12 protein-coding genes and 1 tRNA gene are annotated in these 13328 nt (G+C 55.6%); 9 read left to right on the top strand and 4 right to left on the bottom strand.

The window, feature by feature from the left end; all coding sequences use genetic code 11:
• Position 1: 1 nt before the first annotated feature.
• The 3 genes from KW828_RS20470 to yejF are packed head-to-tail and all read left to right on the top strand — an operon-like array spanning position 2 to position 3712.
• Entirely contained in the window at positions 2-1096 is a 1095-nt protein-coding gene (locus tag KW828_RS20470; protein ID WP_218338089.1) for a microcin C ABC transporter permease YejB, read from the top strand.
• Positions 1096-2121 carry a microcin C ABC transporter permease gene (locus KW828_RS20465; protein ID WP_218338088.1) on the top strand — a complete coding sequence of 342 codons (1026 nt, stop codon included), beginning with the start codon at positions 1096-1098 and terminating at the stop codon, positions 2119-2121. Before KW828_RS20470 ends, KW828_RS20465 begins: the two co-directional genes overlap by 1 nt.
• A gap of 1 nt (position 2122) precedes the next feature.
• Positions 2123-3712, top strand: coding sequence for a microcin C ABC transporter ATP-binding protein YejF (gene yejF / locus KW828_RS20460; protein WP_218338087.1), 1590 nt, complete (start codon positions 2123-2125; stop codon positions 3710-3712).
• Positions 3713-3715: 3 nt separating this feature from the next.
• Here the strand turns inward: yejF and KW828_RS20455 are convergent, their stop codons facing one another.
• From KW828_RS20455 to rsuA, 3 genes are all read right to left on the bottom strand, one after another.
• A complete protein-coding gene (locus tag KW828_RS20455) occupies positions 3716-4060 on the bottom strand; it encodes a YejG family protein (protein ID WP_218338086.1) in 345 nt (114 codons plus the stop codon).
• Positions 4061-4280: 220 nt separating this feature from the next.
• Entirely contained in the window at positions 4281-5474 is a 1194-nt protein-coding gene (locus KW828_RS20450; protein WP_218338085.1) for a Bcr/CflA family multidrug efflux MFS transporter, read from the bottom strand.
• Positions 5475-6197: a 16S rRNA pseudouridine(516) synthase RsuA gene (rsuA, locus tag KW828_RS20445; RefSeq protein ID WP_218338084.1), complete on the bottom strand. Its 723-nt coding sequence runs from the start codon at positions 6195-6197 to the stop codon at positions 5475-5477.
• A gap of 156 nt (positions 6198-6353) precedes the next feature.
• On the opposite strand from rsuA, the gene KW828_RS20440 reads away from it, so the two are divergent.
• Positions 6354-8114 (top strand): DEAD/DEAH box helicase, encoded by a 1761-nt coding sequence (locus tag KW828_RS20440; RefSeq protein ID WP_218338083.1) that lies wholly within the window; start codon positions 6354-6356, stop codon positions 8112-8114.
• Between the two features lie 123 nt (positions 8115-8237).
• Complete coding sequence (rplY, locus tag KW828_RS20435; protein WP_218338082.1) at positions 8238-8522, top strand: 50S ribosomal protein L25; 285 nt, start codon at positions 8238-8240, stop codon at positions 8520-8522.
• Between the two features lie 51 nt (positions 8523-8573).
• Here rplY and yejK read toward each other — a convergent pair whose 3' ends face one another.
• Positions 8574-9581 carry a nucleoid-associated protein YejK gene (gene yejK / locus KW828_RS20430; RefSeq protein WP_218338081.1) on the bottom strand — a complete coding sequence of 336 codons (1008 nt, stop codon included), beginning with the start codon at positions 9579-9581 and terminating at the stop codon, positions 8574-8576.
• Positions 9582-9716: 135 nt separating this feature from the next.
• On the opposite strand from yejK, the gene KW828_RS20425 reads away from it, so the two are divergent.
• The 4 genes from KW828_RS20425 (at position 9717) to KW828_RS20410 (ending at position 13236) form a co-directional block, all read left to right on the top strand.
• Positions 9717-9944, top strand: coding sequence for a YejL family protein (locus KW828_RS20425; RefSeq protein ID WP_088219526.1), 228 nt, complete (start codon positions 9717-9719; stop codon positions 9942-9944).
• 18 nt (positions 9945-9962) lie between these two features.
• The gene (gene yejM, locus KW828_RS20420) at positions 9963-11723 is read left to right on the top strand and encodes an LPS biosynthesis-modulating metalloenzyme YejM (RefSeq protein WP_218338080.1); all 1761 of its coding nucleotides are present in this window, start codon (positions 9963-9965) and stop codon (positions 11721-11723) included.
• A 75-nt stretch (positions 11724-11798) separates the two neighbouring features.
• A tRNA-Pro gene (locus KW828_RS20415) sits at positions 11799-11875 on the top strand.
• 206 nt (positions 11876-12081) lie between these two features.
• Positions 12082-13236, top strand: a complete 1155-nt coding sequence (locus tag KW828_RS20410; RefSeq protein WP_256350315.1) for an integrase domain-containing protein — start codon at positions 12082-12084, stop codon at positions 13234-13236.
• The last annotated feature ends 92 nt before the right edge of the window (positions 13237-13328 follow it).

The raw sequence follows: 13328 nt of genomic DNA, 5'->3' as shown, positions 1-13328 counted from the left end.
GATGGGCGCGTATGTACTTCGTCGTTTACTGCTGCTGATCCCTACCCTGTGGGCGATCATCACCATTAACTTTTTCATTGTGCAGATCGCCCCCGGCGGCCCGGTGGATCAGGCGATTGCCGCTATCGAGTTTGGTCAGAAAGGCGCGATGCCCGGCGGCGGCGATGGCGGTATGGGCGCGTCCCATGCCCGTACCGGCGTGGGTAACATCAGCGAAGGCAATTATCGCGGCGGGCGTGGCCTGGATCCGGAAGTGATCGCGGAAATTACCAAACGTTATGGCTTCGACAAACCGCTGCATGAGCGCTACTTCACCATGCTGTGGAATTATCTGCGTTTTGATTTTGGCGACAGCCTGTTTCGCAGCGCCTCGGTGCTGCAACTGATCAAAGAGAGTATGCCGGTATCGATAACGCTCGGGCTGTGGGGCACGCTGATTATCTATCTGGTGTCCATTCCGCTGGGGATCCGCAAAGCGGTGCACAACGGCAGCCGCTTCGACATCTGGAGCAGCGCCTTTATCATCATCGGCTACGCTATTCCGGCGTTCCTGTTTGCGGTACTGCTGATCGTATTATTTGCCGGTGGCAGCTATTACGATATTTTCCCGCTGCGCGGGCTGGTGAGCGCTAACTTTGACACCCTGCCCTGGTATCAGAAAATCACCGACTACCTGTGGCATATCACGCTGCCGGTGCTGGCGACGGTGATCGGCGGCTTCGCGGCGTTAACCATGCTGACCAAAAACTCGTTTCTTGATGAGATCCGTAAGCAGTACGTGGTCACCGCCCGCGCCAAAGGGGTGAGCGAGCGCAATATCCTGCACAAACACGTCTTCCGTAACGCCATGCTGCTGGTGATCGCTGGTTTCCCGGCCACCTTTATCAGCATGTTTTTTACCGGCTCCCTGCTGATCGAAGTGATGTTCTCGCTCAACGGGCTGGGGCTGCTCGGCTATGAAGCCACCGTATCGCGGGATTATCCGGTGATGTTCGGCACGCTGTATATCTTCACCCTGATTGGCCTGCTGCTGAATATCCTCAGCGATGTCAGCTATACGCTGGTGGATCCACGTATTGATTTTGAGGGTCGCTGATGCGTCGATTAAGCCCCGTTAACCAGGCCCGCTGGGCGCGCTTTCGCCAGAATCGCCGTGGCTACTGGTCATTCTGGATTTTCCTTGTGCTGTTTTCCCTCAGCCTGTGCGCAGAACTGATTGCCAACGATAAGCCGCTGCTGGTGCGCTACGAGGGGCAGTGGTACGCGCCGGTGCTGAAGGATTACCGCGAAACGGTATTTGGCGGACAGTTCGCCACCCCGGCAGACTATCAGGATCCGTGGCTGCAAAAGCAGCTGGAGGAGCACGCATGGGTATTATGGGCGCCGGTGCGCTTCGGTGCGCGCAGCATTAATTTCGCCACCGACACCCCGTTCCCGTCGCCGCCATCAGCGCAAAACTGGCTGGGCACCGATGCCAACGGCAGCGACGTGCTGGCGCGTATTCTCTACGGTACGCGTATTTCCGTGCTGTTTGGCCTGATGCTGACCTTATGCTCCAGCGTCATCGGCGTGATGGTCGGAGCGATCCAGGGCTATTACGGCGGGCGCATCGACCTGCTTGGTCAGCGGGTCATCGAAGTCTGGGCAGGCATGCCGACGCTATTTTTGATCATCCTGCTCTCCAGCGTCATTCAGCCAGGCTTCTGGTGGCTGCTGGCGGTGACGGTGCTGTTCGGCTGGATGAGTCTGGTGGGCGTGGTGCGGGCAGAGTTTTTACGCACCCGCAACTTTGATTATATCCGTGCGGCGCAGGCGCTGGGCGTCAGCGATCGCAGCATCATTCTGCGCCATATGCTGCCCAATGCCATGGTCGCCGTACTGACCTTTATCCCCTTTATTCTGTGCAGTTCTATTACCACCCTCACCTCGCTGGATTTCCTTGGCTTCGGCCTGCCGCTTGGTTCGCCGTCGCTGGGTGAGCTGCTGTTACAGGGCAAAAATAATCTCCAGGCCCCCTGGCTTGGCATCGCAGGTTTTTTATCCGTGGCGGTGCTGTTATCGCTGTTAATTTTCATCGGCGAAGCGGTGCGCGACGCCTTTGATCCGAATAAGGCGGTTTAAGATGAGCACTCCTCTGCTGGCGATAAATTCCCTGTCGGTGGCGTTCCGCCATCAGCAACAACTACGCACCGTGGTCAGCGATCTCTCCTTGCAGATCCATGCCGGTGAAACCCTGGCGCTGGTGGGCGAATCCGGCTCTGGCAAAAGTGTGACGGCGCTGTCCGTGCTGCGGCTGCTGCCCTCGCCGCCGGTGGAATACCCTACCGGCGATATTCTGTTCAAGGGCGCTTCGCTGCTTCATGCCAGTGAAAAAACCCTGCGCGGCGTGCGCGGCAACAAAATCGCGATGATTTTCCAGGAGCCGATGGTGTCGCTTAACCCGTTGCATACGCTGGAAAAACAGCTTTACGAAGTGCTCTCCCTGCATCGCGGCATGCGGCGTGAGGCGGCCCGCAGCGAAATGCTTGATTGTCTGGATCGCGTGGGTATCCGCAATGCCCGTTCCCGGCTGAACGATTTCCCGCATCAGCTTTCCGGCGGCGAACGGCAACGGGTCATGATCGCCATGGCGCTGCTGACGCGCCCGGAACTATTGATCGCCGACGAGCCGACCACCGCGCTGGACGTCTCGGTGCAGGCACAGATCCTGCAACTGCTGCGCGAACTGCGTGATGAGCTGAACATGGGGCTGCTGTTTATTACCCATAACCTGAGCATTGTGAAAAAGCTGGCGGATAGCGTGGCGGTGATGCAAAACGGCCGCTGCGTGGAACAAAACCGCGCCGCAGAACTGTTTGCCCGCCCGCAGCATCCTTATACGCAGCGGCTTCTGGATAGTGAACCCGTGGGCGATCCAGTACCGCTCCTCCCTGACCTGCCGCCGCTGTTGCAGGTACAGGATCTGAACGTCGCCTTTCCGCTGCGCAGTGGCCTTTTCCGTCGCGTAACCGGCAAAAAACCGGTGGTTAATCATCTCAGCTTTACCCTGCGCCCCGGCGAAACGCTGGGACTGGTGGGCGAATCGGGATCGGGCAAAAGCACCACCGGGCTTGCGCTGCTGCGGCTAATTCACAGCGAAGGACAGATTGAATTCGACAACCAGCCGCTGCACGCGTGGGATCGGCGGCAGATGCTGCCGGTGCGTCACCGGATGCAGGTGGTGTTTCAGGATCCGAACTCTTCGCTCAATCCCCGTCTGGATGTGCAGCAGATCATCGAAGAGGGGTTGCGGGTGCATCAGCCTGCCCTGTCACGGGCGGAGCGGGAAGAACAGGTGAAAGCGGTAATGCGGGAGGTGGGACTTGATCCGGATACCCGCCATCGCTATCCGGCGGAGTTTTCCGGCGGCCAGCGGCAACGTATCGCCATTGCCCGGGCGCTGATCTTAAAGCCTGAGCTGATCGTGCTGGATGAACCAACGTCATCGCTGGATCGCACCGTGCAGGCGCAGATCCTCGCGCTGTTAAAATCGTTGCAGGAGAAACACCGTCTGGCGTACATCTTCATCAGCCATGATCTGCGCGTAGTGCGATCGCTTTGTCATCAGGTGGTGGTGCTACGGCAGGGAGAGGTGGTCGAACAGGGAGAGTGCGCGCAAGTATTCAGCCAGCCGCAGCAGGCCTATACGCGCCAGCTGCTGTCGCTAAGCTGAGATTCAGAAGGGATTGTTGTTAGAGAACGGCTCGGCGATGGCAACGCCAAAGTTTTTCAGGCGGCAGGTGGCCGCAAACTCGTCCTGACGATTAACAAACAGGCACGGCTCGCCTTCACATTCCAGCACCGAGCAGTCCACTTCAATGTCGCTTAGCGCCTCGCTGAGCTTATGCATCACCGGCCACGCGCTATCGCCATCCGGGCTTAACAGTTTCAACGCAACCAGACAATTATCGCCGCTCTGTCCATTGTGCGGAATCGGTTCAACTTTCGAACCTGCGCTTCCCGCCAGCCAGCGATAGTTCTGCGGCAACCGGTGCACGATAGAGAGGTTTAATGTATTCACGTTATTTCCCTGAGAGCAAAATCTTCACAATTAATTTACATATGTAACTTCACAGGCTATATGTACCCGTTTATGAGATCTAACTCAACCTTTTTAACTACAACGGCGTGACTTTTTACACAAATACATTTTACATAAAATAAACAAATCGGAGAAATGCGATCGCGGGATCGGTTGATATGCATCAACGAAGGGGGCATTTTTTGCCCCCTGGAAAGGATTAGGCGGCGCGTTTTTTCGAGCGACTGGCGTAGAAATAGAAGAGTACTGAACTGGCAGCGCAGAAGGCGATCGACCAGATCATCGGCCAGGCGCTGTTGAAGGTCGCCAGCGACAGTAACGCGCCGACGATGGCCCCAATGCCGAAACGGAAAGTGCCTGCCAGCGATGACGCCGTACCGGCCATGTGCGGAAACTCATCAAGAATGACCGCCATCGCGTTTGAGGCCACCAGCGATACGCAGCCGATAAACGCCGCCACGCCGACGACCAGCGCCCAGAAACCCACGTCCAGCGCGGCACACACGACCATCCATATCGCCATCGCCAGCTGAATGCACAGCCCGGCGCGGAACATGTTCACCGCCCCGACCCGGCGCACAAAACGCCCGTTAATGATGGTCATAATGAACAGGAAGACGATGTTCAGCGCAAAGTAATAGCCGAAATCCTGCGGCGAAACGTGATTGATCTCGATGTAAACAAAAGGTCCGGCGCTGAGGAAGGAGAACATCCCGGCGAAGCTGAAGCCGCTCGCCAGCATATAGCTCAGCACGCTCTTGTGGCGAAACAGCGTCGCGAAATTGCCAATCGTGGTGCGGAAGCGGAATTTCTGTCGCCGCTCCACCGGCAGCGTCTCTTTAATGAAGAAGAAGATCATCAGCGAGGCCAGCAGCGCGGCAATGGCAAGGATCCAGAAAATCATGTGCCAACTGAACCACACCAGCACCGCCCCGCCGATCATCGGTGCCAGCAGCGGCGCCACGGTCGTTACCAGCATGACAAAGGACATCATCCGCGAGAATTCCTCTTTTGGATAAATGTCGCGCATCAGGGCGTTGATCACCACGCTGGCGGCGGCCGCCGCCAGGCCGTGGAAAAAGCGCATGGTGATCAGCTGTTCAATGCTTTGCGCCAGCGCACAGGCGACGGCGGCGGCAGCGAAAATCAGGGTGCCGCCGAGGATCACCGGCTTACGACCAATGCTGTCAGCCATCGGGCCATAGAGTAATTGTCCCACCGCAAAACCCAGAATATAGGTACTGAGCGTCATCTGCGCGCTGCCTGCCGGCACAGCGAACTGCTCGGCGATCACCGGCAGTGCGGGCAGATACATATCGATAGAAAGCGGCATCAGCATGGCCAGCAGGCCAAGAATAAAGACGATACTCAGGGAGTTTTGCCGTGCGGTCACTCAGGACTCCTGGGAAAGTTCAGAAGGCATGCCAACGCTGGCAATTTCTTCATCTGTTAACGGACGGTATTCACCGGGGGCTAAATCATCGTCAAGGGCGATGGCGCCGATACGTTCACGATGCAGGCCGACCACGTGGTTGCCCACGGCGGCAAACATGCGTTTCACCTGATGGTAGCGCCCTTCGCTGATGGTCACGCGCACCTCGGTCGGGGTGATCACCTCCAGCACCGCAGGTTTGGTGAGATCTTTTTCATTATGCAACTGCACGCCGCGGGCGAACTGTTCCGCAGTGTCATCGCTGACCGGGGATTCAAGCGTCACCAGATAGGTTTTTTCGCAGTGGTGACGCGGCGAGGTAATGCGGTGCGACCACTGACCGTCATCGGTCATCAGCACCAGACCCGTGGTATCAATATCCAGACGCCCGGCGGCATGAAGCTTGTGCGCTACCGGCTCGTCGAGGAAATAGAGCACCGTCGGATGATCGGGATCTTCAGTGGAACAGACGTAACCCTGCGGTTTGTTGAGCATAAAATAACGCGGGCCATTCTGCTGCGCCAGCGGGTTGCCGTCGAACGCCACCTCATGGTCGGGCAGCAGTTTAAATGCCGCATTTCGCACAATCTCGCCGTCTACGGTGATACGGCTGCCGCGGATCTCACGCCCGGCAATAGCACGGCTTACGCCAAGCTGCTGAGCGATAAACTTATCAAGTCGCATGAATATTAATTTGCCTGTAAAAGGTGCCGGAGTCGGGCTAAAGGCCCGAAAAAAAAGAAGCATTGTTGAATGGCTAAGTATAACGGGCTGCGCGTATCGCTCAAGGGAAAAAAACCGTGGCATACTATTCGTCTGCTGATGAATATTTAAGAGACCATGACTTTTACACTCCGCCCCTATCAACGTGAAGCCGTCGACGCCACCCTCGCCCACTTTCGCCAGCATCGCCACCCGGCGGTGATCGTCCTGCCCACCGGGGCGGGTAAAAGCCTGGTGATTGCCGAACTGGCCCGCGTGGCGCGCGGACGTGTGCTGGTACTGGCGCACGTCAAAGAACTGGTGGCGCAAAACCACGCCAAATATCTGGCGCTGGGCCTTGAGGCAGACATTTACGCTGCCGGGCTAAAGCGCAAAGAGAGCCACGGCAAAGTGGTGTTCGGCAGCGTGCAGTCGGTGGCGCGTAATCTCGACCATTTCCAGGGGGAGTTTTCGCTGCTGATTGTCGATGAGTGCCACCGCATCAGCGATGACGATGATAGCCAGTACCAGCAAATTCTCAGCCATCTGACGAAAGTGAATCCCCACCTGCGCCTGCTCGGACTGACCGCCACGCCGTTTCGTCTCGGCAAAGGCTGGATCTATCAATTTCACTATCACGGCATGGTGCGCGGCAATGAAAAAGCGCTGTTCCGCGACTGCATTTATGAGCTGCCGCTGCGCTATATGATCAAGCACGGCTACCTGACGCCACCTGAACGACTGGATATGCCGGTGGTGCAGTATGATTTCAGCCGCTTACAGGCGCAGCGCAATGGCCTGTTCAGCGAAGCGGATCTTAATGGTGAGCTGAAAAAACAGCAGCGTATCACGCCGCATATCATCAGCCAGATCGAGGAGTTCGCCGCCACCCGTAAAGGCGTGATGATTTTCGCCGCCACCGTCGAGCACGCCAGGGAGATAACCGGCCTGCTGCCGGCGAAGGATGCCCGGCTTATCACCGGTGAAACGCCGGGCAGCGAACGCGATGCCCTGATCGACGCGTTTAAAGCGCAGCAGTTTCGCTATCTGGTGAACGTCTCCGTGCTGACCACCGGCTTTGATGCGCCGCATGTGGATTTAATCGCCATCCTGCGCCCGACCGAATCCGTCAGTCTTTATCAGCAGATCGTGGGTCGCGGCCTGCGGCTGGCACCCGGCAAGACCGACTGCCTGATCCTGGATTATGCCGGTAACCCGCACGATCTCTATACCCCGGAAGTGGGCACGCCAAAAGGCAAGAGCGACAACGTGCCGGTACAGGTCTTCTGCCCCGATTGCGGTTTCGCCAATACCTTCTGGGGAAAAACCACCGCCGACGGGACGCTGATTGAACATTTTGGTCGTCGCTGTCAGGGCTGGTTTGAAGATGACGACGGTCACCGGGCACAATGTGACTACCGCTTCCGCTTTAAAAACTGCCCGCAGTGCAATGCGGAAAACGATATTGCCGCCCGCCGCTGCCGCGAGTGCGACACGGTGCTGGTGGATCCGGACGATATGCTGAAGGCCGCGCTGAAACTCAAAGACGCGCTGGTGCTGCGCTGTAGCGGTATGGATTTACAGCACTGCGCGGATGAAAAAGGCCCGTGGCTGAAAATTACCTATTACGATGAAGACGGCGCGGATGTCAGTGAGCGCTTCCGTCTGCAGACTCCCGCCCAGCGCACCGCGTTTGAACAGCTGTTTATTCGGCCCCATACCCGCACGCCGGGCGTGCCGCTGCGATGGATCGTGGCGGCGGATATTGTCGCGTCCCGCGCGTTGCTCCGGCACCCGGATTTTGTCGTCGCGCGTAAAAAAGGCCAGTTCTGGCAGGTACGCGAAAAAGTATTCGATTATGAAGGGCGCTTCCGGCGCGCCAATGAATTACGCGGCTAACGGCGCTTTTCGTTGAAGTAACGCGTTTAGAAGTATAGAATACCGCCCGCTTTACAACCGTAAAGCCGATCATCTGCCTGTTGCTGGGTCGCCTGTAACAGGACTCATTGAAGAGAGATTCAAATGGTTACTATCGAAGTACAAGCACGTAAAGAGCAGGGTAAGGGTGCGAGCCGCCGCCTGCGTACCGCTAACAAGTTCCCGGCAATCATCTATGGTGGCTCTGAAGCACCGATTGCTATCGAACTGGACCACGACAAAGTGATGAACATCCAGGCCAAAGACGGTTTTTATGGCGAAGTTCTGACTCTGGTTGTTGACGGTAAAGAAGTAAAAGTTAAAGTTCAGGCTGTACAGCGTCACCCGTTCAAGCCAAAACTGACTCACATCGACTTCGTTCGCGCGTAATCGCCAGCAAGTTGAAAAAAACCCCGCTTCGGCGGGGTTTTTTTATGGCTTTTATTTACCGCCGCTCAGGCGACGCTGTAACTGGTCGCGCAGATTTGGCGGCGTACCTTTGATGGTCAGCGTGTCGGTCGCCGGATCCCAGAAAATGCGCTCGCCCAGCAGCATGGCGTCAAAATTAATGGTTAACCCGCCGCCGCTGCCCGCGTATTTGGTCAACTGACGCAGCGTACTGCGATCCGCCGGGAAGCTCTCTTCCAGTTCGTAGCCTTTCTCGGCAGTGAACGCATGGAAGCTGACTTCACTGACGCCCGCCAGCTCTTTCGACAAGGACTCCAGTTCGATCTCCTCGCCAGCCTGTAACTGCTCGTTGCAGTAGCTGTACACCTGCTGACGGACGCTCTGCCGTTCGGCTTTATCCAGATCCGCTTCTGCCGTAAAGTCATCCACCGCCTGTAACAAGCCGCGGTTCTGCGCTTTGGCGTTCAGGCCTTCGCTGGCACCCAGAAAATCCATAAAGAAATCGGCAACCTTGCGCCCTACCCGCCCTTTCAGGAACGTCAGGTAGCGAGTCGATTCCGGGTTGGTTTCCCACTCGGTTACGTCGATGCGCGCCACGATGTCGGCATGGTTGATGTCGAGGTAGTGGGTGGAGCTGATGTCCAGCTCCTCATTGACGCGCATACTGCTTAAATTATTCAACACGGCAATGAGAAGGTACTCCACCGCCAGGTAACGGTAATGGCAGAACAGCACGATACCGCCGTCCGCGAAGGGGTATTTTGACAGCTCATCGCGCAGACGGCCGGTTGCCGCACGGCTGAAAGCGAGAAAATCTTCGTCGCCCTTGCGTTGCAGGCGCAGCGCTTGCGCCAGTTCGCTCTCTTCATTAAACAGGCCGTAGGCTTTATTTTTGGCACTGTAGACCCGGTGCAGTTCTGCCACCATGTCGTTGACGGTAGCCGTCGGTTCCAGCAATGAATCGCGTAACACCAGTTCAAGGGTTTGCTCATCACGCTTGATAAGCTGGTGCAGGGCAATCTGGTTGATGTCCAGACTCATGATAAACTCTCCTTTTAGACCGGGCGGTATTCAACCACCACCCGCACATCTGTGCAATAGCGGATAAAAATGCAGAAAAAAAGCTGTTGCTACGGTAATATGTTGCCCTTTCATGAACAAACTGATTCCGAATTTATGCCACAAATTTCCCGCTATAGTGATGAACACGTTGAACAACTGCTGAGTGAACTGGCAAATGTGCTGGAAAAACATAAGACGCCAACCGATCTTTCCCTGATGGTTCTGGGAAATATGGTGACCAATCTTATCAACACCAGCGTCGCGCCTGCCCAGCGTCAGGCCATCGCCCGCTCTTTTGCTCAGGCGTTGCAGTCGTCCATTAACGACGATAACGCGCACTAAGGAACACGACGACATTTTATGGTGACTCATCGTCAGCGCTACCGTGAAAAAGTCTCCCAGATGGTCAGCTGGGGGCACTGGTTTGCCTTGTTCAACATTCTGTTGTCCATGGTTTTCGGCAGCCGCTATCTTTTTGTCGCCGACTGGCCGACCACGCTTGCCGGGCGGTTTTACTCGTACCTGAGCGTTGTCGGGCATTTCAGCTTTCTGGTGTTCGCCACCTATCTGCTGATCCTCTTTCCGCTGACCTTTATTATCATGTCGCAGCGGCTGATGCGGCTGTTCTCCGCGATCCTTGCCACCGCTGGCATGACGCTATTGCTGATCGACAGCGAAGTCTTCACCCGCTTCCACCTGCATTTAAATCCCATCGTCTGGGAGCTGGTGATCAACCCCGATCAAAACGAGATGGCCCGCGACTGGCAGCTGATGTTTATTAGCGTCCCGGTCATCTTGCTGATTGAAATGCTGTTCGCCACCTGGAGCTGGCAGAAACTGCGTAGCCTGACGCGTCGTCGCCACTACGCCAGACCGGTTGCCGCCTTTTTCTTCGTGTCATTTATTGCCACGCACCTGATGTATATCTGGGCGGATGCGAACTTCTATCGCCCGATCACCATGCAGCGCGCTAACCTGCCCCTCTCTTATCCGATGACGGCCCGCCGTTTTCTGGAAAAACACGGGCTGCTGGATGCGCAGGAGTATCAGCGTCGCCTGGTGGAGCAAGGTAATCCGGAAGCGGTGTCGGTGCAGTATCCGTTAAGCGATCTGCGCTATCGCAGCATGGGTGGCGGTCAGAACGTCCTGCTGATCACCGTCGATGGGCTTAACTATTCGCGCTATGAAAAGCAGATGCCGGCGCTGGCAGACTTCGCCCAGCAGAACGTCACCTTCACGCAGCATATGAGTACCGGCAACGGTACAGATAGCGGAATGTTTGGCCTGTTCTACGGCATTTCGCCTGCCTATATGGACGGCGTGCTGTCTTCGCGCACGCCTGCGGCGCTGATCACCGCGCTGAATCAGCAGGGGTATCAGCTCGGCCTGTTCTCTTCCGATGGGTTTAACAGCGCGCTGTATCGCCAGGCGCTGTTGTCGGACTTCTCGCTGCCGCCTGCTAAATCACAGTCAGATAAACAGACTGCCGATCAGTGGATCGACTGGCTGGATCGCTATGCCGCCGAAGATAACCGCTGGTTCTCGTGGGTGGCGCTCAACGGTACAACGCTGGACGACACGCAGCAGCAGGGCTTTGCCCGCCGTTATGCCCGCGCGGCCAGTGATGTGGATGCGCAGATTGAGCGGGTACTTAACGCCCTGCGCGATGCCGGCAAGCTGGATAATACCGTGGTGATCATTACTGCCGGTCACGGCCAGCCGGTGGATAAAGCCGGACAGACCTTTGACTGGTCGCGCGCGAATCTGCACGTGCCGCTGGTGATCCACTGGCCTGGTACACCTGCGCAGCGCATTAATCTGCTGACCGATCATAAAGATGTGATGACCACGCTGATGCAGCGGTTGTTACAGGTGACCACGCCGGCAAATGAGTACTCGCAAGGACAGGATCTGTTCACCGCCACCCGCCGCCATAACTGGGTGACGGCGGCGGATGCCACGACGCTGGCCATCACCACAGCGTCGATGACGCTGGTGCTAAATCATAACGGCACCTATGAAACCTATAATCTGCGCGGCGAGAAGATCCGTGACCAGAAACCGCAGCTCAGTTTGCTGCTTCAGGTACTGACGGATGAAAAAAGGTTTATCGCTAACTGATTGATTAATTATAAATCACTCAGCGCTGCCCGGCTTGCAATCAGCCGCAAAACGGGTACTATTATCGCCACAGTTCGGCACGTAGCGCAGCCTGGTAGCGCACCGTCATGGGGTGTCGGGGGTCGGAGGTTCAAATCCTCTCGTGCCGACCAAATTATCCCCAACGTTTTGTCTACTGAAGTCCAGACAAGACTATAAAAAACAGAATTAACAGTGGGTTGCGTAGACCTGCTGTTTTTCTGTTGTCTAGTAAAGTCCACGCTGATACAGTGAAATCCAACATTTTTAGGCATATCTTTAGGCATACAATCCATCGTATCGTCTGAGCCATATGCCTAACCAGTGATTGGAGAATAATATGGCGCGTCAGACAAAGCCCCTTAACAACACCGAAGTCAAAAATGCCAAAGCGACTGAACGTGCCACTATCCTGTATGACGGGGATGGCTTAGAGCTACTGGTTAAGCCCGGAGGCTCAAAACTCTGGCGATTCCGCTATTACAAACCTTTCACTCGCAAACGCGCAATGATTAGCTTTGGTGCTTACCCTGCTGTATCTCTCTCTGAGGCTCGTCAACTTCGTGAAGATGCCCGTCTTCTATTGAGCAAAGATATTGATCCGCAGGAGCATAAAAAAACCGAGCAGTTGCGGCAAAAAAGTGCCACAGAAAGTACCTTTGAAAAGGTTGCAGGAGACTGGTTTAAAACCAAAGAATCAGCGGGGCTGGCAACTCATACGTTAAACGATATCTGGCGTTCTATGAGTAAATATGTATTCCCACATATTGGCTCTATGCCCATTGCTAACATTACGGCTCAGCAGTTCATCGGAGCATTAGAGCCAACACACGCTGCCGGAAGACTCGAAACGGTTAAACGTCTAAGTCAGCGTATCAATGAAGTTATGGATTACGCCCTTAATTCGGGGCTGGTATCTGTAAACCCCGCAGCACGAATCGGGCGAACATTCCATAAACCAAAGGTAAAGCACCGCCCTGCCCTACCTCCAGAGCAACTTCCCCTTTTGATGAAAACTCTGGCATTTGCCAGTATCGGACGACAAACTCGCTGTCTTATCGAATGGCAATTACTAACGATGATCCGACCTGCCGAAGCGTCAACGACTCGCTGGGATGAGATCGACTTTGCCGCAAAACAATGGCGTATCCCTGCTGGTCGCATGAAGATGAAACGTGAGCATATCGTTCCACTTTCTGAGCAAGCTTTGGCTATTCTGGAAGTGATGAAGCCCATCAGTAAGCACAGAGATTATGTTTTCCCCGGCTACCGGAATCCACTAGAACCTATGAATAGTCAGACAGCAAACATGGCGCTTAAACGGATGGGCTTCAAAGATCTGTTGGTGGCTCATGGAATGAGAGCGATTGCCTCAACAGTGCTTAACGAGAAAGGTTTTCCACCAGACGTGATTGAAGCTGCTTTAGCTCATATCGATACTAACGAAGTCAGGAGAGCCTATGAAGTGGTCAACAAAAACTGGCCACCGCGTTAGAGTTTTTCCAGTATCGTTTTTCCGATTCGTTTGGGGGTAAGCCACCGTTATATTCATGCGGCCTGAGCGTGCTGTAATATCCAACGATATAG

It is taken from the genome of Enterobacter sp. ENT03 (assembly GCF_019218745.1).
Taxonomy (GTDB): Bacteria; Pseudomonadota; Gammaproteobacteria; order Enterobacterales; family Enterobacteriaceae; genus Enterobacter_D.
Note: the sequence above shows the minus strand (reverse complement) of the source record. Positions and strands in the feature narration are given on the sequence as shown.

Bases quoted from the DNA above. Each gene is read 5' to 3' on its own strand.
- yejM (WP_218338080.1), top strand. From the start codon at position 9,963: ATGGTGACTCATCGTCAGCGCTACCGTGAAAAAGTCTCCCAGATGGTC.
- KW828_RS20425 (WP_088219526.1), top strand. From the start codon at position 9,717: ATGCCACAAATTTCCCGCTATAGTGATGAACACGTTGAACAACTGCTG.
- KW828_RS20465 (WP_218338088.1), top strand. From the start codon at position 1,096: ATGCGTCGATTAAGCCCCGTTAACCAGGCCCGCTGGGCGCGCTTTCGC.
- rsuA (WP_218338084.1), bottom strand. From the start codon at position 6,197: ATGCGACTTGATAAGTTTATCGCTCAGCAGCTTGGCGTAAGCCGTGCT.
- yejK (WP_218338081.1), bottom strand. From the start codon at position 9,581: ATGAGTCTGGACATCAACCAGATTGCCCTGCACCAGCTTATCAAGCGT.
- KW828_RS20440 (WP_218338083.1), top strand. From the start codon at position 6,354: ATGACTTTTACACTCCGCCCCTATCAACGTGAAGCCGTCGACGCCACC.
- rplY (WP_218338082.1), top strand. From the start codon at position 8,238: ATGGTTACTATCGAAGTACAAGCACGTAAAGAGCAGGGTAAGGGTGCG.
- KW828_RS20410 (WP_256350315.1), top strand. From the start codon at position 12,082: ATGGCGCGTCAGACAAAGCCCCTTAACAACACCGAAGTCAAAAATGCC.
- yejF (WP_218338087.1), top strand. From the start codon at position 2,123: ATGAGCACTCCTCTGCTGGCGATAAATTCCCTGTCGGTGGCGTTCCGC.
- KW828_RS20470 (WP_218338089.1), top strand. From the start codon at position 2: ATGGGCGCGTATGTACTTCGTCGTTTACTGCTGCTGATCCCTACCCTG.